Source organism: Croceitalea marina, assembly GCF_042684265.1.
In the GTDB taxonomy this organism is placed as follows: Bacteria; Bacteroidota; Bacteroidia; order Flavobacteriales; family Flavobacteriaceae; genus Croceitalea; species Croceitalea marina.
This window is the reverse complement of the sequence record NZ_JBHULB010000011.1, coordinates 50,335-72,382: the sequence shown is the minus strand read 5'-3', so window position 1 is coordinate 72,382 and position 22,048 is coordinate 50,335. Positions and strand designations below refer to the sequence as shown.

Annotated in this window: 23 protein-coding genes and 1 tRNA gene; 16 read left to right on the top strand and 8 right to left on the bottom strand. The window is 36.8% G+C overall.

All coding sequences use genetic code 11. From position 1 onward, the window contains the following. Positions 1 to 13 precede the first annotated feature (13 nt). From ACFSQJ_RS09290 to ACFSQJ_RS09265, 6 genes are all read left to right on the top strand, one after another. Complete coding sequence (locus ACFSQJ_RS09290; RefSeq protein ID WP_377766682.1) at positions 14 to 181, top strand: Lacal_2735 family protein; 168 nt, start codon at positions 14 to 16, stop codon at positions 179 to 181. Between the two features lie 16 nt (positions 182 to 197). Further along, the gene (locus tag ACFSQJ_RS09285; RefSeq protein ID WP_377766681.1) at positions 198 to 1,061 is read left to right on the top strand and encodes a VOC family protein; all 864 of its coding nucleotides are present in this window, start codon (positions 198 to 200) and stop codon (positions 1,059 to 1,061) included. 60 nt (positions 1,062 to 1,121) lie between these two features. Beyond that, positions 1,122 to 2,123 (top strand): pirin family protein, encoded by a 1,002-nt coding sequence (locus tag ACFSQJ_RS09280; RefSeq protein ID WP_377766680.1) that lies wholly within the window; start codon positions 1,122 to 1,124, stop codon positions 2,121 to 2,123. 258 nt (positions 2,124 to 2,381) lie between these two features. Then, the gene (locus ACFSQJ_RS09275) at positions 2,382 to 2,894 is read left to right on the top strand and encodes a response regulator transcription factor (RefSeq protein WP_377766679.1); all 513 of its coding nucleotides are present in this window, start codon (positions 2,382 to 2,384) and stop codon (positions 2,892 to 2,894) included. Positions 2,895 to 3,006: 112 nt separating this feature from the next. Then, positions 3,007 to 3,504, top strand: coding sequence for a DUF4199 domain-containing protein (locus tag ACFSQJ_RS09270; protein ID WP_377766678.1), 498 nt, complete (start codon positions 3,007 to 3,009; stop codon positions 3,502 to 3,504). A gap of 252 nt (positions 3,505 to 3,756) precedes the next feature. Then, positions 3,757 to 4,134 carry a DUF2200 domain-containing protein gene (locus ACFSQJ_RS09265; protein WP_377766677.1) on the top strand — a complete coding sequence of 126 codons (378 nt, stop codon included), beginning with the start codon at positions 3,757 to 3,759 and terminating at the stop codon, positions 4,132 to 4,134. Between the two features lie 63 nt (positions 4,135 to 4,197). Here the strand turns inward: ACFSQJ_RS09265 and murA are convergent, their stop codons facing one another. From murA to ACFSQJ_RS09250, 3 genes are all read right to left on the bottom strand, one after another. After that, positions 4,198 to 5,505 (bottom strand): UDP-N-acetylglucosamine 1-carboxyvinyltransferase, encoded by a 1,308-nt coding sequence (murA, locus tag ACFSQJ_RS09260; RefSeq protein WP_377766676.1) that lies wholly within the window; start codon positions 5,503 to 5,505, stop codon positions 4,198 to 4,200. Between the two features lie 22 nt (positions 5,506 to 5,527). Continuing rightward, a complete protein-coding gene (locus ACFSQJ_RS09255; RefSeq protein ID WP_377766675.1) occupies positions 5,528 to 6,187 on the bottom strand; it encodes a DUF4290 domain-containing protein in 660 nt (219 codons plus the stop codon). An 82-nt stretch (positions 6,188 to 6,269) separates the two neighbouring features. Beyond that, complete coding sequence (locus tag ACFSQJ_RS09250) at positions 6,270 to 6,557, bottom strand: DUF493 family protein (protein WP_377766674.1); 288 nt, start codon at positions 6,555 to 6,557, stop codon at positions 6,270 to 6,272. An 85-nt stretch (positions 6,558 to 6,642) separates the two neighbouring features. Between ACFSQJ_RS09250 and ACFSQJ_RS09245 the strand changes: the two genes are divergently transcribed. The 5 genes from ACFSQJ_RS09245 to ACFSQJ_RS09225 all read left to right on the top strand — a co-directional run bounded on the left by ACFSQJ_RS09245 (position 6,643) and on the right by ACFSQJ_RS09225 (position 11,179). Then, positions 6,643 to 7,206, top strand: coding sequence for an AAA family ATPase (locus ACFSQJ_RS09245; RefSeq protein ID WP_377766673.1), 564 nt, complete (start codon positions 6,643 to 6,645; stop codon positions 7,204 to 7,206). Continuing rightward, positions 7,206 to 9,101 (top strand): RecQ family ATP-dependent DNA helicase, encoded by a 1,896-nt coding sequence (locus ACFSQJ_RS09240; RefSeq protein WP_377766672.1) that lies wholly within the window; start codon positions 7,206 to 7,208, stop codon positions 9,099 to 9,101. Before ACFSQJ_RS09245 ends, ACFSQJ_RS09240 begins: the two co-directional genes overlap by 1 nt. Further along, the gene (fmt, locus tag ACFSQJ_RS09235; protein ID WP_377766671.1) at positions 9,088 to 10,053 is read left to right on the top strand and encodes a methionyl-tRNA formyltransferase; all 966 of its coding nucleotides are present in this window, start codon (positions 9,088 to 9,090) and stop codon (positions 10,051 to 10,053) included. Before ACFSQJ_RS09240 ends, fmt begins: the two co-directional genes overlap by 14 nt. A gap of 177 nt (positions 10,054 to 10,230) precedes the next feature. Continuing rightward, positions 10,231 to 10,503, top strand: coding sequence for an HU family DNA-binding protein (locus ACFSQJ_RS09230; protein WP_377766670.1), 273 nt, complete (start codon positions 10,231 to 10,233; stop codon positions 10,501 to 10,503). A 118-nt stretch (positions 10,504 to 10,621) separates the two neighbouring features. Further along, positions 10,622 to 11,179, top strand: coding sequence for a YqgE/AlgH family protein (locus ACFSQJ_RS09225; protein WP_377766669.1), 558 nt, complete (start codon positions 10,622 to 10,624; stop codon positions 11,177 to 11,179). Here ACFSQJ_RS09225 and ACFSQJ_RS09220 read toward each other — a convergent pair. Then, positions 11,176 to 12,021 carry an aminotransferase class IV gene (locus ACFSQJ_RS09220; protein ID WP_377766668.1) on the bottom strand — a complete coding sequence of 282 codons (846 nt, stop codon included), beginning with the start codon at positions 12,019 to 12,021 and terminating at the stop codon, positions 11,176 to 11,178. The genes ACFSQJ_RS09225 and ACFSQJ_RS09220 overlap by 4 nt on opposite strands. A 54-nt stretch (positions 12,022 to 12,075) precedes the next feature. Next, positions 12,076 to 12,459 carry an START-like domain-containing protein gene (locus ACFSQJ_RS09215; RefSeq protein ID WP_377766667.1) on the bottom strand — a complete coding sequence of 128 codons (384 nt, stop codon included), beginning with the start codon at positions 12,457 to 12,459 and terminating at the stop codon, positions 12,076 to 12,078. A gap of 136 nt (positions 12,460 to 12,595) precedes the next feature. On the opposite strand from ACFSQJ_RS09215, the gene ACFSQJ_RS09210 reads away from it, so the two are divergent. After that, positions 12,596 to 12,669, top strand: a tRNA-Met gene (locus tag ACFSQJ_RS09210). A 61-nt stretch (positions 12,670 to 12,730) separates the two neighbouring features. Here ACFSQJ_RS09210 and ACFSQJ_RS09205 read toward each other — a convergent pair. The 3 genes from ACFSQJ_RS09205 to ACFSQJ_RS09195 all read right to left on the bottom strand — a co-directional run bounded on the left by ACFSQJ_RS09205 (position 12,731) and on the right by ACFSQJ_RS09195 (position 17,532). Next, positions 12,731 to 13,564, bottom strand: a complete 834-nt coding sequence (locus ACFSQJ_RS09205) for a 3-keto-disaccharide hydrolase (RefSeq protein WP_377766666.1) — start codon at positions 13,562 to 13,564, stop codon at positions 12,731 to 12,733. 16 nt (positions 13,565 to 13,580) lie between these two features. After that, on the bottom strand, positions 13,581 to 16,415 hold the full coding sequence (locus tag ACFSQJ_RS09200; protein WP_377766665.1) for a DUF5060 domain-containing protein: 2,835 nt from the start codon (positions 16,413 to 16,415) through the stop codon (positions 13,581 to 13,583). Positions 16,416 to 16,515: 100 nt separating this feature from the next. Next, on the bottom strand, positions 16,516 to 17,532 hold the full coding sequence (locus ACFSQJ_RS09195) for a LacI family DNA-binding transcriptional regulator (RefSeq protein WP_377766664.1): 1,017 nt from the start codon (positions 17,530 to 17,532) through the stop codon (positions 16,516 to 16,518). 148 nt (positions 17,533 to 17,680) lie between these two features. Between ACFSQJ_RS09195 and ACFSQJ_RS09190 the strand changes: the two genes are divergently transcribed. Genes ACFSQJ_RS09190 through ACFSQJ_RS09175 form a run of 4 tightly spaced genes read left to right on the top strand, consistent with a single transcriptional unit; the run spans position 17,681 to position 22,047 of the window. Then, positions 17,681 to 18,766, top strand: a complete 1,086-nt coding sequence (locus ACFSQJ_RS09190; RefSeq protein ID WP_377766663.1) for an isocitrate/isopropylmalate dehydrogenase family protein — start codon at positions 17,681 to 17,683, stop codon at positions 18,764 to 18,766. After that, positions 18,759 to 19,406 (top strand): cyclase family protein, encoded by a 648-nt coding sequence (locus tag ACFSQJ_RS09185; protein ID WP_377766662.1) that lies wholly within the window; start codon positions 18,759 to 18,761, stop codon positions 19,404 to 19,406. Before ACFSQJ_RS09190 ends, ACFSQJ_RS09185 begins: the two co-directional genes overlap by 8 nt. Continuing rightward, a complete protein-coding gene (locus tag ACFSQJ_RS09180) occupies positions 19,403 to 20,785 on the top strand; it encodes a four-carbon acid sugar kinase family protein (RefSeq protein ID WP_377766661.1) in 1,383 nt (460 codons plus the stop codon). Before ACFSQJ_RS09185 ends, ACFSQJ_RS09180 begins: the two co-directional genes overlap by 4 nt. Then, positions 20,782 to 22,047 carry an MFS transporter gene (locus ACFSQJ_RS09175; protein WP_377766660.1) on the top strand — a complete coding sequence of 422 codons (1,266 nt, stop codon included), beginning with the start codon at positions 20,782 to 20,784 and terminating at the stop codon, positions 22,045 to 22,047. Before ACFSQJ_RS09180 ends, ACFSQJ_RS09175 begins: the two co-directional genes overlap by 4 nt. Position 22,048 lies beyond the last annotated feature (1 nt).

Genomic DNA, 22,048 nt, shown 5'->3' with positions numbered 1-22,048 from the left:
ACCAAAAATTGCTATGTTCGGATTATTTAAAAAGAAAACAGAATTAGAAAAATTACAAGAAAAGTATCAAAAGCTCATGAAAGAGGCCTTTGATCTTTCTAAAATCAATAGAAGTGAAAGCGATACCAAATATGCGGAAGCTGATAAAATTCAAAAACAAATTGAAGAACTTACATCGTAAATGTTTATTGTTAGCAGTGACAGCATTGCTACTAGTGCCGACTTTTATGACTGCCCAAGACAATCCTTTAAACGGATTTGAAAATTTAGTTGGTAAAACCTGGAAAGCAAAAGGCACTTGGGGCGATGGGTCAAAATTCAAACAAGAGATAGATTTTAGGTATTCTTTAGAGGGTAAGACCATTGTAACAGAATCCAAGGGTTTTGTAAACAAAGAACAGACCGAATACGGCCATCGCAATCACGGTATTCGTAAATACGATGCAGAAAGCAACACCATTCGGTTCTGGGAATTTGATGTTTTTGGAGGGGTTACCCAGGGTACGGTGTCATTCAATGAAAAAGATATTTTATATCAATACACTTATGGCGATACCGAAGTAACCGATGCTTGGGAGTATGTTGATGATAACACCTATAATTTTAAAGTTGGCAGCTATGTAAATGGAGAATGGAAACAGACCTATTTAGAAACGCAATTTAAAGCTGACAACGGTTTTGATTTTCATTTTGACCATGAATCATTGGTGGTGACCAAACTGATCGAAACGGGTGATTTCTATCGTGATGTATTGAAATTAAAAGAGATACCCCACCCCGATAAGGCCCAAGGTTTTCGCTGGTTTGAAATTAGAGGGAATTCGCAGTTGCATCTCATAAAAAAAGATGTTATCGTCTTTAAAAAAGATAAGAGCATACACCTGTGCTTGTCAACACAAGACTTAGAAGGCTTTATAGCACATATAATGGCCAAGAACATTGATTTTTATAATTGGCCAGGTGACAAAGGTTCGGTTACCGACCGCAGTGATGGGGTAAAACAAATCTATTTGCAAGACCCTGATGGCTATTGGATCGAAATCAATACGGCAAAGCACTAATAAAAATCTACCATAGTTCAAGCGGAACCTAAAATTGTTTAAAATAAGAAAGACTAAAATATGAACAACTCCGTAGTACAAACATTTCCCTTAGGCTTTCCATGGCAAACACAAGATCCCTTTTTGTTTTGTGTATACCACTTAGACCATTATCCTAAAGGAAATGGAGAATTGGGGCCAGATCCCAAATTGCTAGAAGGTAGAAGCCTTGGCAACGACTTTAGGATAAAAGATGGTTGGCGTATGTATCATGGTACGACAATACCAGGTTTTCCGTACCACCCGCATAGAGGGTTTGAAACTATTACCATAGTCAACAAAGGCTATTGTGATCATTCCGACTCTTTAGGTGCAGCTGGGCGTTTTGGAGAGGGCGATGTGCAATGGATGACCGCAGGCCGTGGGGTGCAACACTCCGAAATGTTTCCTTTACTGAATGACGATAAAGAAAATCCATTAGAGTTATTTCAAATCTGGTTGAATCTACCTAAAGCCGATAAGTTTGTAGACCCTCATTTTAAAATGTTATGGCATGAAGATATTCCCGTTATCAAAGAAATCAATGCCACTGTAAAAGTGATAGCCGGTAATTACAGGGGAAACCAAGCCAATGACCCTGCCCCCAACTCTTGGGCGGCAAACAATGAAAATGAAGTTGCGGTCTGGAACATTCATATCGATTCCGAGACCGAATTTATCTTACCCAAAGCAAGCACTGAGGTTTCTAGAACACTCTATTTTTATGAAGGCGATGAAATTGAAATAGAGGGCAAAAAGATAAAACCGAATTTTGGTGTAGTTTTAGATGGCGCCCAAGAAACTACCATACAGGTGGGCCAAAAGCAAGCGCACTTTTTAATCTTACAGGGCAAACCTATTGGCGAACCAGTTGCAAAATACGGTCCTTTTGTAATGAACAACGATGCTGAAATACAGCAGGCCATGGACGAATACCGCACAACGCAATTTGGTGGCTGGCCTTGGCCCTACCCCGATAATGTGCATGAGAAAGAAAAAGGACGTTTCGCAAAATACCCAGATGGGGACTTGGTAGAAAAATAATAGTTTGACATATACATTTGGGATAACATTTTCGAAAGTATTTCAATATGTCATACAACATACTTGATTCTTTATTTAGGGATTAGCATATATCTGATAACTTGAACTATTTCACGAACCCTGTCGTGTGAGGGTGAGGTCTACTTCACATGATATCGTTAAAAGTATTTTGCTATATTTCCTCAGAATTAATTACCAATGCCAAAACCCTAACGCTATTTACACAGCCATTGTACATAGCGCAACATTATATCGGTCATGAAAAAAGAAAGCTACAATCTCCGTAAGAAAGTTTCATGTAAAATGCATTTAGATAGTGGTGCAAGTCACATCATCTTATATGGTTTGGCAACCGCTAGCTTAATTTTTGGATTGAAATGGTTGCAATGGAATTTTATAATTAGGGAAAACGCAATCGATATTTATATTGGATTGATTGCCCTTATGTTCACCTTGTTGGGTGCCTGGATAGCTTCTCAATTAATAAAACCAAAAGCACAAGCTATTTTAGTAGATAAACAAAATATGATTCCGCAAGCCAAAGAATTTAAATTAAATGAGGCTGGCTTAAAAAGATTGAATTTAACAAACAGAGAATACCAAATTTTAAAGCTGATAGCTCAAGGGCATAGTAATTCTGAGATTGCGGACGAATTGTTTCTTTCACTTAGCACAATAAAAACCCATGTTTCTAACCTTTATACCAAAATGAATGTAAAAAGCAGGTTTAGGGCAATTGCGGTTGCCAAAGAAATTAAAATCGTCGAGTGAGGGAATTAGTACTTTGGTATAAAAATGCTGAAGCTCAACAATTGGTACCAAAGTATGAAGTAAGTTATTGTTTAAAATAATAGTTTCGAGGCAAACTCTAAATCCAACAATTATGAAAAAAATCATTCTAATTTTCGGAGCAGTAATAGGCATATTATTAAGTGTCAATGCGATTATCCATATGAATATGATGATTTCAAATCCTGATTATAAAGGAAACGATATAATAGGGTATGCCACATTGGTCATTATGTTTTCTTTAATTTATTTTGGAGTACGCAATTACAGAAACAATTATCTTGATGGAAAAATCGGGTTTTCTAAAGCATTTAAAACAGGAGCACTAATTTGTTTTGTTGCCTCTACCTTTTATGTTGTGGTCGGTCTATTGTATTATTATTTTTTTGTACCCGATTTTATTGATGTTTATGCGGACTATTTAATAAAAAATTCTGCTCCGGATGAGGTTGAAGCTACAACCGCTCAAATGGCAAACTTTAAGGAAATGTACAAGAACCCTTTGTTTGCTATTTTAATTACCTACATGGAAGTTTTTCCCATAGGAATGATAGTTGCTTTATTTAGCGCCTTTATAGTCAAAAAAAAGTAACAAGATCATCTTCGCGCTCTACCAGATTGACGAATCTGTAGGATAATACAAAATACTATAACTATCCGTCCACTAGTGCGAACTACTTTGGCGAACAATATCATGTAAGGGTACGGAGGTCCAATTCCCTTACCATCGTTAAAAATATTTTGCTATATTTCTTTAAGATTAACAGCTAAGAATACAACTCGTGCAATGTTTTCGTAGCCTAGTATAAAGCGAGATGTTTTCAACAAATTAATTTAAATTAAAATGAGAGCAACAGCCGAAAAAAATGAACAAGTTGCCAACATGGTATTTGCATCTATCTATCCTCATTACCTAAAGAGGATAGAGAAAAATGGAAGAACAAAAGAAGAACTTGACCAAGTAATTCAATGGTTTACTGGTTTTGGTCAAAATGCTTTACAAGAACTTATTGATCAAAAAGCAAGCTTTAGAATGTTTTTTCAAAAGGCCAAAATACATTCAAACGCTCACTTGATCAAAGGGGTTGTCTGCGGTTATCGAATTGAAGAAATAGAAGATGAATTTTTAGTATATAAACAATGTAGACGTATGGAAAAGCTGATTGATGAATTGGCAAAAGGTCGTAAAATGGAAAAAATTCTTCGAACAGAAAAATACTAATAGGTCTGTTCTAAGTCAAAACCAAAGTTTATAAACCCGACCTTAGGCAACCATTTTGTTTAATTAAACCCTATCTATCTTAGCTCCAATAGCGCGTAGCCTTTCATCAATATTCTCATAGCCGCGGTCTATTTGCTCGATGTTATGAATGGTAGACGTTCCTTTGGCAGACAGTGCCGCAATCAATAAAGAAACCCCGGCCCTGATATCTGGTGAGGTCATGGTAGTTGCTTTTAAAGTGGACTTAAAATTGTGACCGATAATAGTCGCCCTATGCGGGTCGCATAAAATGATTTTGGCACCCATATCCAACAATTTGTCAACAAAGAACAGACGGCTTTCAAACATTTTTTGATGTATCACCACCTCTCCTTTTGCTTGTATGGCAACTACTAATAAAATACTCAACAAATCTGGTGTTAGACCCGGCCAAGGCGCATCTGCAATAGTCAAAATAGAGCCGTCTATGTAATTCTGGACTTCATACCCGTCTTTATGGGCCGGAATATAAATATCATCATCACGTCGTTCTAATTGAATACCCAATTTCTGAAAAGCATTAGGTATCTGCCCGAGATCATCCCAACTTACATTTTTAATGGTAAGCTCACTTTTTGTCATAGCGGCAAGTCCGATCCAACTTCCAATTTCAATCATGTCCGGAAGCATCGAGTGGTCTGTACCCCCTAAGCGGTCTACGCCTTCAATATTCAAAAGATTAGAACCTATACCGGTGATTTTGGCTCCCATACGCACCAACATCTTACATAGTTGTTGCAGATAGGGCTCACAGGCAGCATTATAAATGGTAGTAGTACCTTCTGCTAAAACAGCGGCCATCACAATATTTGCAGTGCCTGTTACAGAAGCTTCATCTAAAAGCATGTAGGTGCCTTTTAGTTTCTTTGCCTCTACCCCGTAAAAATATTCTTCTTTATTATATCTGAATTTTGCACCTAGTTTGATAAAACCCTCAAAATGGGTGTCTAATCTTCGGCGTCCTATTTTATCACCACCTGGTTTAGGAATATATCCTTTTCCGAATCTCCCTAAAAGAGGGCCTACAAGCATAATTGAACCTCTTAGACCGCGACCATCTTGCTTAAACTGATCAGACTGTAGGTAATCTAGATTAATATCATCTGATTTAAAGGTATACGAACCTTTGCCTTTCTTCTGAATTTTTACACCTAAGTCTTCTAAAAGCGCAATTAGTTTATTGACATCTACGATATCAGGAATATTGTGTATAGTTACTTTTTCATCAGTAAGTAAAACCGCGCAAAGAATTTGAAGTGCCTCATTTTTTGCGCCTTGAGGGGTAATCTCACCTTTAAGTTGGTGCCCCCCTTCTATTCTAAATGTCCCCATTTACTTGATTGAATGCTAATAATTAGTACCGCTTTTTATTACGGTTGTTATTGTTTCTTGAGTTCTTTTTGCTGTTGTTATAGCTTCTATTGGATTTTTGAACTCTATTCTTAAGAAATTGGTTGCTCTCGGTAAGACTTTCGCCACTTGGAGCCAAATCGATCTCACCATTACTAAGCTCTTTTAAATGGGCAAAAATAGCTGCATCATCAACTGTATCCTTATTCCAGTTTAAATAACACTTTTTCATATGATTAGCGATCGCGTATTCTAAACCATCTCTTAAATCGCCTTTTTCCCAACTTACGGCAACATCGACCATACGTTTTATATTATTGCCATAAAACCTGTATTTTGGATGGTTTTGTGGATACTCTAAAGGCTCAGGACGTTGTCTTAAAACCTCTTTTGATGTAATGGGAAATGGAGAATCGACATCCAATTTAAAATCTGACATAATAAACAACTGGTCCCAAAGTTTGTGTTGAAAATCTGGCACGTCACGTAAATGAGGCTGTAAATTACCCATAACGCTTATAATAGCTTGAGCTACTTTATTTCGTTCTTCTTTATCTTCAATGGAAACCGCATGGTCTACCATTTTTTGAAAGTGTCGCCCATACTCAGGAATAATTAATTGAGGGCGCTCGGTATTGTATTCTAAATTTTCTACTAAATTCAAACTGGAAAGTTTATGATTATTACTAACAGGAAGTCTCCGTTATATCGCGCAAATTAAGAAATTTATTGCATTTATAGTGGATTTAGAGCGAAATTACGCCTTCCACTTTTGATACCTCTTTGTATTTCTCTATTACCGCATCCGGATTTTCTAAGGTAACGGTTATAGAAACACTGGTATAAGTGCCTTTTTTAGATTGTTTAGAGTCAATTACTGCGCCTATATTATCAAAGATACCTATTATACGTTCTATCTTATTGGTATTGGTGGGGACAATAAACTTATAAAGGTATTTAGATGGCCAAGAACTATTTTCTAAAAGTTGTTCTTTAAGTCTATCGTAAAACTCTTGTGATTTCTCCGCGTCCATTCTTTTTTTTACAAATATAATCCGTTAAGTTTCTATTTTTTTCCCTTAAAGCGATTTCATTACTTTGTAACATAAATACTTTTTTTTGAGCATTAAGAAAATAGTGGTTACCGGTGCCCCCGGAACGGGTAAAACAGTCATAATAAACGGCCTTGAGAATCAAGGTTATCGCTGTTTTCATGAAATTATCAGAAGTATGACCGCCAAAGCCAAACTTGATGGAACAAAGAAAACTCCTGTATCAAACCCCTTGGCTTTTGTAGACGACCCTCTTAAATTTAATCAACTCTTATTGCAAGGTCGCTTAAGCCATTTCAAAGAGGCTCAAGATTTAGATACAGAAGTTAGTTTTTTTGACCGAGGTATGCCAGATGTATTGGCCTACATGAACTATTTTAAACAATCGTATGGGCAAGATTTTATAAATACCTGTGAAAACCATAAATATGATGTCGTTTTTATAATGCCCCCTTGGAAAGAAATCTATGTTTCCGATAATGAGCGTCTAGAAACTTTTGACGAGGCTGAAAAATTGCATAAAAACTTAATGAATACCTATAAAGCATTTGGATACTCCCCTATTTCTGTTCCAAAAACTTCAGTTTCTGAACGTATTTCCTTTATCTTAAATGAACTAAAACGCATTTAGTGCAAGAAGGGCTACAAACTATTCTTAAAAAATATTGGGGGTTTGACTCCTTCAAAGGTTCTCAAGAAAGTGTAATTACCACAATTCTTGATAAAAAAGACGTACTCGCCTTAATGCCAACTGGGGGCGGAAAGTCTGTTTGTTATCAGTTACCAGCTATGCATTTAGAAGGTATCTGTATCGTTATCTCGCCACTGGTCGCTTTAATTCAAAATCAAGTTGATAGCCTAAAAGAAAAAGGTATAAAAGCCATTGCACTTACCGGAGGAATTTCTTTTGATGAACTAAACGATTTATTGGATAATTGTATTTACGGCAACTATAAATTTTTATACTTATCCCCAGAAAGACTTCAGCAATCATTAATACAGGACCGTATTCAACAAATGAACGTGAGTCTTATTGCAATTGATGAGGCCCATTGTATTTCGCAATGGGGTCATGATTTTAGACCGGCTTACCTAAAATGTGCTTTATTAAAGACTTTAGCACCAAGTAAACCAATCATAGCCTTAACGGCAACTGCCACTAAAAAAGTGAGCGCAGATATTATTCAAAATTTAGAATTAGAGAACCCCTTGATTACGAAAGATTCTTTCGAAAGAAAGAACCTTTCTTTTGAGGTAAAGATTTTTGAAGACAAACGCTATCAATTAATTAGTCTTTTAAAGAACCTAGACCAGAGTGGCATCGTTTATGTGCGAACGCGAAAAATGACCGTACAGATATCAGAGTTACTTCAAAATAAAAATATCAGTGCTACTTTTTTTCACGGTGGTTTATCAAAAACGGAGAAAAAGAAAAAACTTACGGAGTGGCTAAATGGTAAAACAAAAGTTATGGTGGCCACAAACGCCTTTGGCATGGGTATCGATAATCCGAAGGTTAGAATTGTAATTCATTACCAACTACCCGATAGTATTGAAAACTATTTTCAAGAAGCCGGTAGGGCCGGTAGAGATGGTAAACCTGCGAAAGCTATTATTCTCAGTAATTTAGAAGATAAAAAATGGGCAAAACAACAATTTGTTCAGTCCTTACCAGATGTCACATTTGTTAAGTTACTGTATAAACGTTTAAACAGTCATTTTCAGATTGCTTATGGAGAAGGAAGCGGCGAGACTTTCAGCTTAAACTTCAATTCTTTTTGTAGTAAATACGAATTGAATCAGCTACTTACCTACAACGGTCTTAGAGTTTTAGATCAAAATTCGGTGTTGAGCCTTTCTGAGAACTTTCAGCAAAAGACCACCTTAAAGTTTACAACTAAAAAAGATGTTCTTTTTGATTATTTACAAAGGCATTCTGATATTGCACCTATTATACAGTCCATAATAAGAACATATGGTGGTCTATTTGATTTTGAAACAAAAATCAATCCTTTCCTTATTGCCAAGAAAACCAATATTCAGCAAGAAAAGGTTATGCAAGTATTGGAGAAATTGGAAAAAGATAACCTGGTAACCTACACAAGGACAAAAAACGATTTGGAACTTTCTTTTTTGGTACCAAGGGAAGACGATAAAACAATCAATGTATTTGCCAAAACCATAAAACTGCTAAACGATACCAAAACCGAAAACCTCAATCAAATGTTGCACTACATTGAAAATAAAACAACATGTAGAAGCACATTCTTATTAAACTACTTTGGCCAGCAAACAACTACCGCCTGCGGAAAATGTGATATTTGCAAAAAGAATGGCACTTCAAAAAGTATGGATTCGGTATTAAAGTCTGAAGTGTTAGCACTCTTAAGCGGCCAAAAATTAAGCTCTAGAGCAATTATAGCAGAGTTAAATACTGAGGAAAGTCAAGTGTTGAAAACCATACAAGAATTATTGGAAGACGAATTGATACAAATAAACCATAAGAATGAATATGAAAGAATATAAGGAAAAGAGAAATCTACGGATTATTTTTATGGGGACACCAGATTTTGCCGTAGCAGGTTTAAACAAACTTGTAGCCGCAGGTTACCAGGTGGTCGGTGTAATTACCGCTCCGGATAGGCCTGCAGGTAGAGGGAGAAAATTAAAGCAATCGGCTGTTAAAGAATATGCAGTTTCTAAAGCAATTAAGGTATTACAACCTACTAATCTAAAGAATGAAGCCTTTTTAGAGGAATTAAAATCCTTAAATGCCAACCTTCAAATAGTAGTTGCATTTCGAATGCTGCCAAAAGTGGTTTGGCAAATGCCTGAATATGGCACTTTTAACCTTCACGCCTCATTATTACCACAATACCGCGGTGCCGCACCCATTAATTGGGCCATTATGAATGGAGAAACAAAAACTGGGGTTACTACATTCTTTATTGATGAAAAGATAGATACCGGAGAAATAATTTTGCAAGAAAGTATTGAGATTGGCCTTACCGAATCCGCCGGTGAGCTTCACGATAAGTTGATGGAGCTTGGGGCTTCCCTAATATTAAAGACGGTAGATAAAATAGAACGAAACGAAATAGCACTTGAGAAACAGCCGGGTTTTAAAGATTTGAAAACCGCACATAAAATACATAGAGAGACTTGCGAAATAGACTGGTCAAAATCTTTAATTGAAATTTTCAATCATATAAGAGGTCTTAGCCCTTACCCCACTGCATGGACTACCTTATATAATGAAGAAGAAGAATTGCAACTAAAGGTCTTTAAAACAGAATTAGAGAAAGAAGACCATGACTACACCTCTGGTAAAATATTTGCCACTAAAAAGACCTTAAAGGTTGCTGCCAAAGAAGGGTATTTAAATCTATTGGAAATTCAACTACCTGGAAAGCGAAAAATGAAAACGCACGAGGTACTAAATGGCCTTCAACTATCAAAAAATGCATATGTCGGCTAAAGCCTTACTACCACTAGGCTAAGGAAATTTGTAGAAAAACCTCACATTTATCAACAAACACCCCTAGTTATTAACAAAAACGCCATTTTCCCCTGATTTCACTTGCTTCCAATACAAATCCGTATAAATTTGTTTCAGCATTAAAGTTATTTTAACAACAATTAATTTAATTCAATTATGAACAAAACAGAATTAATCGATGCAATGGCAGCTGATGCTGGCATCACAAAAGCAGCAGCCAAAAAGGCATTGGAATCTTTCTTAGGAAACGTTGAAGGATCTCTTAAAAAAGGTGGTAGAGTTTCTTTAGTAGGTTTCGGATCTTGGTCTGTTTCTAGAAGAAATGCAAGAGAAGGTAGAAATCCACAAACTGGACAGACTATCAAAATTGCAGCTAAAAATGTTGTAAAGTTTAAAGCAGGAGCTGAGTTGGCAAAAGCTGTAAACTAAATCTATATTTTAAGGTACTTTGAAAGCGCTTCTACAATAGAAGCGCTTTTATTGTTTTAGCCCTTTTTTGAAAATATAAATTAAAATACTACATTTAAGAAGCTAATGTTTATTTGTAGTGAACCCGAAACCTAAAAAAGGAAAACTTCTAATTGCCGAACCATCCATAACAGGCGATGTCTCTTTCAATCGCTCTGTGGTGCTTTTGGCTGAACATAACGAGGAAGGTTCTGTAGGTTTTATTTTAAATAAACCTTTGGAATATGACATTAGTGATCTTATCAAAGAGATTACGATTCCTTTCAAAGTTTTTAATGGTGGCCCGGTTGAGCAAGACAATCTTTATTTCATACATAAAGTGCCAGAATTAATCGAAGGGAGTATCGAAATTTCAGATGGTATCTATTGGGGCGGGAATTTTGAAAAAACCATTCAGCTTATAAACGACCGAATAATCACCGAAAACGATATTCGTTTTTTCCTGGGCTATTCTGGTTGGGACTCTTTGCAACTTGATCAAGAACTTTCTTCTAATTCTTGGGTAGTGGTTAAAAATGAGTATGAAAGTAATATCATTCAAAAATCGGCCAGCGCATTCTGGAAAGAGAAAATGGTCGAATTAGGAGGTGATTACCTGATATGGTCCAATGCGCCTGAAAACCCTACTTTAAACTAGCTTAAACGCGCCGAGGCATTTAACCTGCCTAACAAACTTCTTGCTACTGTAGTTTCGAATTGCTTTTTACGGTACTTTGTAATTGGTTGTATGCCTATGATGGTATTGGTAATAAAAAGCTCATCTGCTTTTTGTAGCTCAAAAGGAGAAATTGAAACCTCTTCTAAATCAAAATCATCCCATTTCGAAATAATTTCAGTCAGTTTTTTTCGTAAGATTCCATCTAAACAGCCATCTTTTAAAGGAGGGGTTTTTATTTTCTTCCCCGAAACCAAAAAAACATTGCCGTTAATAGCTTCAACAACTTGCTTGGCTCCATTTAGCAATAAACAGTTTTGATAACCATTCTCTTTAGCATAAACACTAGAAACGATATGTATTAACTTGTTTGTACTCTTTAGGTTTGAAAGCATATCGGCATTTACATAAAAGTCTTTATACAATTCAATTTCATACGAAGTATCGTCAATGGTGTAAAAAGGCACTTCTAATTCTTCTACCTCTAATACAAAAGAGCATTCATTGGTTTTCGGCGTATACCTGCCTCCATCATTTCTAAATACCGATAATCTGCCTCTTGCCGTTGAACCTAAAAGCTTATTTACCTCCAAAGTCTTTATAAATTCCGCTTCTAAAAACTCCATGGTGAACTCCATCGGAATTTCCATGCGAAGAATTCGCATACTTGACATTAATCTAAAATAATGGTCCTCCCAAAAAAGCAACTTTCCATTACTAATACGTACTGTTTCAAAAAGAGCATCGCCGTACTTAAAACCGCGGTTTTCGTGATTTAAGAACTTCTCTTTAGAAGAAATAAGGTTTCCATTAAAATTGATCATAAAAAAAGCCTTGAAAAATCAAGGCCAAAGATACATTATCAAAAGTAGATTTTATTACTTAGACCCAAGTACATGTTTTAGGTCCGCAATTTGATTTTCCCAAAGCATTTTAGCCTCATCTTTCTCATCTTCTTCGGCAAAGTCAGAGATAAAAAGTGAAACATCTTTGGTAATTTCATCGACAATTATTCTCATTTCAAAAAAGCTGTCATCCTCATTTTCTTCCCAAGCAAACTTTACGAACTCATCGCTCTTCTTTTTCAATAGTTTTGCTACTTCCTCTGTTCCATCCCAAATAAATGTAAAAAGTTCTCCCCTAGAATTTACATTATCTGCAAACCACTCAGAAAGACCTGATGGAGTTGAAATATATTGGTAAAGCATTTGAGGTGAAGACTGAATCACAAACTCAATTTCAAATTTTACTTTATCACCCATGCTGTTTATTTATTTTCTTTAGATTGATTTATATGTGTGGTAATATAGAAAAATAAATTTCAAAATAATAAATTAATTCTGAATTTTGATTGCGCCAAAAATTACGTTTATATTTGCAGCCGCTAAAAAGCAATACGGCGAGGTAGCTCAGCTGGTTAGAGCGTCGGATTCATAACCCGGAGGCCGAGGGTTCAAGTCCCTCTCTCGCTACAAAATGCCCTTACTACTCTAGTAAGGGCATTTCTTTTTAATCTACTGGCCATATTATATTTCATTTATACTTTTCTAAAACCTTTTCTATTGGAATATCGCTATTAAATTCTTTTACTTCAATATTTCGATAAAAAATTTCGGCAGTTTCGGCTTGTAAGCCAATTACGCCTTTACTATGACTTAGATTTCTAAGCACATTAACAACTTTATCGTTTAAAATATGAACAGCATATTTGTTACCCATAACAATTACCTCACATTTGTTCCACCTACCATTTAAGCCATTATAAACAGTTTTTTTGCTGGCTCGGTGTTCGCCACCTCTATATTTTTGCGCAACCCCTCCTTCTTGAGGCGACAAATAACTTAACTCCTTAGTACTAGATTCTCCCTCTTGGGCATACCAGTCAAACTGCGCTCCTGAGTTCCAAATATCGCCAGTGTGATTCAAATCTTCTAAATGGTTATAACGAACCTGGTATTCCAAACCTTGGGGCCAAACCTTTGCATCAAAAACATGATAATACATGCCTGCATCATATTGATACGTGTCAAAATTGTTAAATCTTTTAGCGCCCCATTTGTATTCAAACTTAAAACTATAGCGACTATATTCTTTATTCGAAAAGAACATACAATGGGTTTCATTGCGATTTTCTTTAAATCCAAATTCATCTTCAAAATCTTTGAATACGTGCATTACTCCATTTTCTCCTGAAGTAAATACCTTTTCTGCCAGTTCTTTATTAAAATCACGACACATGATATTCCAATCATTTAAATCCTGCCCATTGTATAAATTAATATAGCCATTGTCATTTAATTGGGTTAGATCTGTTTTACAACCAACTAGACCTAAAATGCTAAGCACAATCAATATCTTTTTTATCATTTTATGATAATTCGAATTACTCTTTTTTCTGTATTAAAATTACCCAATCCTTTTGATTGGATTTAGGAGGTTTGCCCAACGCAACCTCTTGACCTCCGTTTACTTCTTTTACCTTTGACTTTTGTAATTTGCCTCCCAATTTAGGGTTGTGCCAGTATATGGTAAACTTTCCACTGGCACTACTTAAATCAAGTGTAGCAGTTGGTTCTGTATTGAGATATACTAAATAAACTTCGTTCTCTTTCGCCATACAGTATAGCTTATTATTATCATCAGAATTACCAACCAGCGCATTCTTATTGACCATTTGCCAGAAAGGAATTTTATTTTCTTTAAAGAACCTAATGGCATTAACGGCTTGATCCCAAAATAAATCTCTAGATCGATAGTCTTCGCATGTTATATCAGAATTGGGGTGTTTATATCCAAAATACCATTCATTTCCCCAGCCACCGGCCATAAGGGTACCCCATAATGCATTTCTTCTGGCCACATCATGATCTGGGTCTTCATCGTCTGGAAGCAGCGAATGCTGTGCATCGCCTGGCTCATCGACCGCTGCCGCCCATTGAAAACCTGCTTTTTCAGAAGCATCTAGCCAATGTAAAACCTCTTTATGCACAGTTCTAAAATCAGAGGTGTGCGTTTGTATAGAAGGCCCTGTAAGTCCGCTATCAGGCCCCAAAAGATCATCGTACATTACTCCATTATGTATTACCAAATGATGATGATACGGGTCGTGCTTCTTAAAATAATGGGTCATGGCCAAACGCTGTTCAGTATCTTGTGGAGGCGTGGGGTGGTTAGGAATCCATTCCCCATTTTCTTCACACAAATTCCAGTTCAATGCCAAATGATGACCAAATCTTGCTATTAACTCCCTGTAATAGAGCTTGCTGTTAGCACCAACTCCTCCATTATCAAGCAAACCTTGATTTTCTACCTCCAATGTTTTAAAATGAAGAAAGAGGCCTAGTTTCTGGGCATGCGAAAAAACGATTTCCCATTGATCCATTTTAGAAACATCGATTCTATCATAAGTATCATAGTCTATATATGGAAAAACATTTTGATCATCGCCTTCAATATTATTGGTTAAAAAAGAAACGGAATTCAATCCTTCAGAAGCCAAATAGTTTAAAGCCCCGATCATGGCCTTACCTTTTCCCTTTTTCCATGTTGGGTCACCCTCTTTCCAATCTTGAAGATGCGGCGTCCATGATTTTATGAAATTATCTCTATGCCCATCATTATGAAAGGTTCCATCAAAATCTTTATAGGATAAAAAGTTTTCTGGTGCGTCTGGCCCTTGCTTTAAAAAATATTCCCCCGTTTCCGCAAACTGTAAATACCGTTCACCAACATAATTCAACCTTCCTTTGGCCCTAAAATCATTTCCTTTCTTGTCGGTATTTTCAATGCTAAAAGTTCCTTTTGAACCGTCCATATACTTACCACTTGCACCGGTGTTTTTCTTATCACTGATAGCTACCCAATTTCCTTTTCTAAAATCGACATTGTAAGTCCACTCCCCTATTTCATCTGGAGAAAAATGTACGCGCCATTTATTACCTTCAGTACCAGAAGTTTCACCTGCGTTACCATCAGCGGCAAAATAACCTGGTATTTTATAGACTTTACCCGAAGACTTATGCGAAAAGGTAACATTGAACCTATAGTTCATAAATGGATTATACTCTTCCTTTTCTGAAGTAAAAGGACCTTCAAAGGTTAAAGTGACCTTATGCCACTTCTTTAACTCGCCATCAATTGTTGGCTTTTTTGCAGAAGTGTCATCACCTTGCATTTCGGTGAGAAGATTCTGTCCATGACCAATTTTGGTGATAACCATCCCATTCCAGCGACCCCTACTATACTCTTTACCATCTTCACTACCTATATTCGCTTTTACACTGATAACATCATTTTTGTTCAATTGAACATCTAAAAAACTCTTGGCGTATTTTGCGCCTTCTTCAAAAGTATCTCTGCTCAGAGGTCGACTAAAACTACCTTGTTCAAAATTATTTACACTAAAGGCGTATGAAGATCTTCCATCGTTTTCTCCCACTCCAAAAAGAACCACATCGTAAAGACCAGAATTTTCATTGAAAATAGTTTTGGCTTCTGCGGTCTTTCTTTGCTCTGGATTTATTGCAAGCCAATCACCATCAATGTAAAAACCATTATCTATATTTTCAAAATCTTTGGCATCTATTATCGTGGCATAAGGCTGGTAATACTTTACTTTTTCCCATAATGAAAGGTCCGAAATATCCTTTTTTATTTCAGGGTTTTTTGGTTTGAAATCCTTGTCCGTAGTTATAAGCCATTGATCCATCTCAAAACCATCCTCACGTAAACTGAACTGTATATCGTGCTCACCGGCCTTTTCAATATCTAAATAAATAAGACCGGGAACTCCACAATGCTCTTCTTTAGTACGTTGCCTGCTGGCCCAGAACCAGTTTTTCTTTCCATCGCACCATTGCATACGCTGGCCAGATTCTGGCCAAGTACCATCAATGCCGACATGTACCCCATTATCTTCAGAACCTTCACTGTAGGCCCTTACCCAGACGTAGTACCTGCCAGGATTTGAGATATTAACTTTATAATGAAGAATGGCCAGTTTGCCAGGTTCATTACTAAAATTCTCGCCTGGTATAAGTTCTTCATTATGGTTAATCCTCGTATCGGGCAAAATCTCTAAATATCTTTCTTGGCTAGCCCCTTGAAAATGCAACTGAGTGTTTTCCCTTTTGAGATTTGATGAAAATTCAGGCGATACTACATACCATTTTCGAATATCGGTTTTTGTCTGCTTACTAAAGTCTTCAGCTTCAACCAATAAACTACCGTTACTTTCTTGATGCCTACCTTTCTAAAAAAATATGTAATAAATTCTCCTTTGCTACTCATTTTAAATGTTTGTTTTTAACTAATTATTTTTAGGTTCTATTTCTATTTGTTGATTTTCTTACCACCAAAAAGGATTTCAAAATGCGCTTTTCAAAGCTTTCATTCTCATTCTCCATTTGCTTTAAAAGAAGTTCTGCAGCTTCTTGGCCCATTTGATAGGCAGGTTGATCTATACTTGTAAGAGAAGGTTCTATAAGCTCACCGACCGGTTCATTATTAAATCCGATTACAGATAACTTTTCGGGTATGGCTATGCCTCTTTCTTTTGCCGCAACCATTAAGTTAATAGCGATTTGGTCACTGAAGGTTAAAATACCATCTGGATAGTTGGGTGCGTATAATAGCTTTCTAGCTGCAGAGAGCATACTTTCTTTATCGAACTTACTAAACACCACATTTTCCTCTTTTATTGGAATACTATTTTCCTCCAGAGCATCTTTATATCCTTGGGCCCTTTCTAAATTTATTTGTAATGATTCCGGTCCGCCCAAATAGGCAATATTCTCACAACCTATAGCTATCAAATGATTTACTGCTTCATGAGCCACTTTTCTGTTATCGATTACTACCTTATCGGTCCTTATTGCATTGCACTCACGGTTAAAGAATACCAAGGGAATGTTTCTACTTTTCAATTTTTCAAAATGCCCAAATTCTTTGGTTTCAGAGGCAATGGAAACTATAACTCCATTTACCCCTACAGCGATAAGCTCTTCAATCAATGTTTTTTCCCTCTCAAAAGATTCATTAGATTGGCATATAAGGATATGCATACCCCTTTGCTCCAAAATATTTTCAATGCCGCTAATCACCATAGCATAAAGATGGTAGCTTAATTTTGGTACGATGACCCCAATAAGGTTCGATTGCTTTAAGCCGTCTTTAGCAAAATGAGTATCGGAAACATAACCCATCGCTCTTGCCGCATTCCAAACCTTTTCATGGGTTCGAACGCTTATATTCGGATTATCATCCAGTGCCCTAGAAACGGTAGAGATAGAAATATTAAGCTTATCGGCAATATCCTTTAAAGTGACTTTAGTCATAAGTTCAATTTATTTTATGCAAAAATTTTGTATAAAATACATAATTATCTATAAATAAAAATAAAAACCTATTATTTTGCTAATATTAATTTAAAAAAATACATTTATATCATATTTTAATGCAAAATTATGCAAAATACTGTATTCTATGAGTAAAAATTATAAGATAGCCGTAGTAAACGGTGATGGAATTGGTGAAGAAATTGTACCCGCAGGAATATCGGTCATTGAGGCTGTGGCAAAAAAATACGGGTTTACTATATCGAAAGAAAATTTCTCATGGGGCGCTGGACATTATTTAAAACATGGAGAGTTTATGCCCGAGAACGGTATAGAAACTTTGAAGTCTTTTGATGCTATTTATTTTGGTGCGGTTGGTCTTCCAGAAGTTGATGACACGCTACCGGCAAAAGATTATACCTTTAAAGTACGAACCGATTTAGAACAATACGTAAATTATAGACCGGTTAAATTATTTGCTGGTATAGAAAGTCCTCTAAGGGATAAAACAGAAAATGATATTGATTTTGTAATCATCAGGGAGAATAATGAAGGTGAATTTGTACAGAATGGAAAAATCCTTTATCCAGATACTCCCAATGGTGTTGCAGTAGATACTAGCATGGTAACTCGCCTCGGGGTGGAACGTATCGCACATTATGCATTTAAACTTGCCAGAAAACGCAGAAAAAAATTAACTAACGTTACAAAATCCAACACCTTGATATATTCTTTAGGTTTTTGGGATCATGTAATGGAAGAAGTATCTAAGGAATATCCTGATGTTGCGTACAGCAAAATGTACGTTGATAACGCCTCGGCAAGTTTTGTCTTAAGGCCCGAAGTTTTTGATGTTATTGTTACGACCAATATGATCGGGGATATCTTGTCAGATTTGGGCGGTGCCATTATGGGTAGTCTTGGACTTGGAGGTAGCGGAAACATCAATCCTGAGAATAATTACCCGTCTATGTTTGAACCTATTCATGGCTCCGCCCCAGATATCGCTGGCCAAAACATTGCGAACCCTATTGGCCAGATTTGGTCTGCTGCAATAATGTTGGAACATCTGGGCGAAATTGAGGCTGCAAATGACATTATGAAAGGAATAAATGCCACCACTGCCAAAGGTGATCTAACAAAAGATTTAAAAGGTTCGGCAACGACCACTGAAATTGCACAGAGTGTTATAGATTCTATTCTAACTCTTGAAAAAGCGAACGCAATTGGCTAAAAATAGAATTATAGATTTAACTCAGCCCATTTCTGAAGCAATGGCCGGTGTTAGTATTGAACAATCAAAGTCTATTGAAACTGATGGATGGAACGCCTCTACCCTGCACCTGTATTCGCATAGCGGCACACATATGGATGCCCCTATCCATTTTGATGTAACCAGACAAACTTTAGATCAGATTCCCATAGAACGTTTTATCTCAAGGGCCTGGGTCATAGATTTAGATGGAATTTCACCAAGCGAAAAAATTACGCTAAACCATTTAGGTTCCAACCGAAATCTGATTTCACATGGCGATAGTGTTCTTTTAAAGACAGGCTGGAGCAAGTATATTGGGCAATCAAAATATAGAGATGAATTACCCCGTATCAGTGAAGAATTGGCACATTGGTTAGGTGAAAAACAAATAAACATACTTGGTGTAGAACCACCTTCCGTTGCAGATGTCAATAATATCGAAGAAGTAACCAAAATACATACGATTTTAATGAAGAACGATATTCTGATTTTGGAAGGATTGACCAATCTTGACAAAATCGAAAAAAATGAAGTCACACTTATGGCCTTTCCGCTCAACTATAAAAATGGGGACGGCGCACCGGCAAGAGTATTAGTATCTGAGAATTTAAATGTATGATTGCTGAAGAAATTCGAAATAGCATAACCGAAGGAAAATTATTAGATGATATTAGTGAAGAAATAAAAGCTGAGTTTTATAAAAAACCCAGAGTAATCGTTATTTTGGACGATGATCCCACTGGAACCCAAACCGTTCATGATGTTCCAATAATTACAGAATGGTCAGAAGAAACCCTTTCACATACAATATCAAATCATAATATATTTTTTATTCTAACCAATTCGAGAAGCCTACATACTATTGAAGCTTATGATCTAGGTTTCCTTTTAGGAAAAAGACTTAGAAAGATTACGGAATTACTGGGCAAAACCCTCATTCCTATAAGCAGAAGCGATTCTACCCTGAGAGGGCATTATCCTATCGAGATAGATGGGCTTAAAAAAGGATTAGATTGGGCGCAGTGCAAAGAGGTATTCACCCCTGCTTTTTTTGAAGGTGGTCGCTATACGTTTAATGATATCCATTACGTCAAAGAAGGTAAAGATTTTATACCTGTCTCACAAACTCCTTTTGCTCAAGATAATACTTTCGGGTTTAAATCTTCTAATCTCAGAGAATGGGTTCAAGAAAAAACGGAAAACAATATTAAAATAGATAATGTTGGTTCGGTTTCAATTCAAACAATCAGAAAAGATGGAATTATTCAGGTAACCAAAGAGCTCTCGAAAAAGGAAATTACTATTATTAATGCAACAAGCCCCTATGACCTCCAGGTTGTTGCTTTGGCCAGCCTAAAACTGAATAAGGATATTGTTTACAGAACCGCCGCATCGTTTATAAATGCAATATCATCTATTCGACCAAAGCTTTTTAAAATAAATACGGCCCTTTCATTAAATGAAAGAACTTTAGGGGGCCTTACCATTATAGGATCCTATGTACCAAAAACAACAGCTCAATTAAATTATTTAAAAAACAATAATGAAAATTTAGCCTTTCTAGAATTTAAGGTGAATTATATTCATGAAGATGAGGAATTTCAAAAACAGATTCAAACCCTTTCCGTTCTTATAGATTCTTTCATTAAAATGAGTAAAGATGTAGTTTTATATACCACTCGAGAAGTCTTTACCGGAGCTACCAAAACAGAGAGCTTAAATATCGTAAACAGGGTATCTTCAGGTTTGGTAGGGGTAGTTCAAAACCTCACCAAAAAACCAAAATATTTAATTGCAAAAGGTGGTATAACGTCTAGTGATATTGCTGTCAAAGGTCTAGGTGTTAAATCGGCAGTTGTCGCTGGTCAGGCAATTCCTGGGGTGCCAGTTTGGATTTTAGATACTAAAAGTGCTTTTCCTGGAATGCCCTACATCGTATTTCCGGGCAATGTGGGTGACGAAACTGCGCTACACCAACTAATACTTGAGTTATCATGAAAAATCATAGTTTTTTCCCCAAGCGCTATTTTATGGTTTTGGGTACCTTTCTTTTGGCCCTTCTCCTTTATATAGACCGTGTTTGCATTTCGGTAGCCAAAGACCCCATAGCAGAGGCATTGCAACTAAGTGACAAACAAATGGGCTGGGTACTTTCTTCCTTTGCATTAGGATACGCCTTGTTACAAGCCCCATCAGGATTATTATCCGATCGCTTGGGACCCAGGAAAATATTAACGGTCATAGTAGCAATATGGTCGGTATTCACAGCTTTGACTGGTGCGATATGGAATTTTATTTCATTATTGATTACAAGGTTTTTGTTCGGTGCCGGAGAAGCCGGGGCTTTTCCTGGAATGTCTAGAGCCATATACAGTTGGATTCCTTTGAAAGAACGTGGTATCGTGACAGGCATAAACTTTTCGGGCTCGCGCCTCGGCGCTGCTTTTGCCCTGCCATTGGTGGCTTTTATGATAGATGATTTAGGGTGGAGAAACTCTTTCTATGTATTGGGTGCCATTGGGTTTGTTTGGGCGACTATTTGGTATATGGCCTTTCGTGATAATCCTGAAGACCACAAACTCATTTCCAATCAAGAAAAAGAATATATTATCGCCTCAAGGCAAGATAAAAAAATCTCTAAGGCCAAAGCCAAAGTACCTTTTGCACAGGTTCTCGGTTCTAAAAATATGTGGTTGGCCATGGGACAGTATTTCTGTAGTAATTTCACTAATTTTTTTGCCCTTACCTGGTTATTTCCACACATCAAAAGCGAGTATAACCTAGAGGCCGTAGAAGCGGGTCTATACACTTCTATCCCCCTAATATTCGGAGCTTTCGGCAATTGGTTTTCAGGAGCATTAGTGGATAGAATATTTAGCAAAGGAAGATGGAAACGCTCGCGAGTTTTACCCGCTGTACTCGGGTTTTCACTCGCCGCACTTGGATTAATCGGAAGTATCTATATGGATACAGCTGTGGGCGCGATCGTGTTTTTAAGTATTGCTATTTTTGGGGCCGATATGACGCTTGCGCCCTCATGGTCTTTTTGTGTCGATATCGGTAAAGAATTTTCCGGCACCGTTTCGGGAACTATGAACATGGCCGGAAATATAGGCTCATTTGTGACCGCTTTAATCTTCCCTTACCTCGCAGCCTGGTGGGGTTCTACCACGCTTTTCTTTTTTGTGGGTGCAATCCTAAACATTTTGGCTATATTGTTTTGGTTGAATATGAAACCGCAAAAACGATTGATTAGATAGT

What these genes read in the sequence shown, in the direction of transcription:
- ACFSQJ_RS09290 (WP_377766682.1), top strand. Translation starts at nt 14, where the DNA reads ATGTTCGGATTATTTAAAAAGAAAACAGAATTAGAAAAATTACAAGAA.
- ACFSQJ_RS09280 (WP_377766680.1), top strand. Translation starts at nt 1,122, where the DNA reads ATGAACAACTCCGTAGTACAAACATTTCCCTTAGGCTTTCCATGGCAA.
- ACFSQJ_RS09275 (WP_377766679.1), top strand. Translation starts at nt 2,382, where the DNA reads ATGAAAAAAGAAAGCTACAATCTCCGTAAGAAAGTTTCATGTAAAATG.
- ACFSQJ_RS09270 (WP_377766678.1), top strand. Translation starts at nt 3,007, where the DNA reads ATGAAAAAAATCATTCTAATTTTCGGAGCAGTAATAGGCATATTATTA.
- ACFSQJ_RS09265 (WP_377766677.1), top strand. Translation starts at nt 3,757, where the DNA reads ATGAGAGCAACAGCCGAAAAAAATGAACAAGTTGCCAACATGGTATTT.
- murA (WP_377766676.1), bottom strand. Translation starts at nt 5,505, where the DNA reads ATGGGGACATTTAGAATAGAAGGGGGGCACCAACTTAAAGGTGAGATT.
- ACFSQJ_RS09250 (WP_377766674.1), bottom strand. Translation starts at nt 6,557, where the DNA reads ATGGACGCGGAGAAATCACAAGAGTTTTACGATAGACTTAAAGAACAA.
- fmt (WP_377766671.1), top strand. Translation starts at nt 9,088, where the DNA reads ATGAAAGAATATAAGGAAAAGAGAAATCTACGGATTATTTTTATGGGG.
- ACFSQJ_RS09230 (WP_377766670.1), top strand. Translation starts at nt 10,231, where the DNA reads ATGAACAAAACAGAATTAATCGATGCAATGGCAGCTGATGCTGGCATC.
- ACFSQJ_RS09220 (WP_377766668.1), bottom strand. Translation starts at nt 12,021, where the DNA reads ATGATCAATTTTAATGGAAACCTTATTTCTTCTAAAGAGAAGTTCTTA.
- ACFSQJ_RS09215 (WP_377766667.1), bottom strand. Translation starts at nt 12,459, where the DNA reads ATGGGTGATAAAGTAAAATTTGAAATTGAGTTTGTGATTCAGTCTTCA.
- ACFSQJ_RS09205 (WP_377766666.1), bottom strand. Translation starts at nt 13,564, where the DNA reads ATGATAAAAAAGATATTGATTGTGCTTAGCATTTTAGGTCTAGTTGGT.
- ACFSQJ_RS09195 (WP_377766664.1), bottom strand. Translation starts at nt 17,532, where the DNA reads ATGACTAAAGTCACTTTAAAGGATATTGCCGATAAGCTTAATATTTCT.
- ACFSQJ_RS09190 (WP_377766663.1), top strand. Translation starts at nt 17,681, where the DNA reads ATGAGTAAAAATTATAAGATAGCCGTAGTAAACGGTGATGGAATTGGT.
- ACFSQJ_RS09180 (WP_377766661.1), top strand. Translation starts at nt 19,403, where the DNA reads ATGATTGCTGAAGAAATTCGAAATAGCATAACCGAAGGAAAATTATTA.
- ACFSQJ_RS09175 (WP_377766660.1), top strand. Translation starts at nt 20,782, where the DNA reads ATGAAAAATCATAGTTTTTTCCCCAAGCGCTATTTTATGGTTTTGGGT.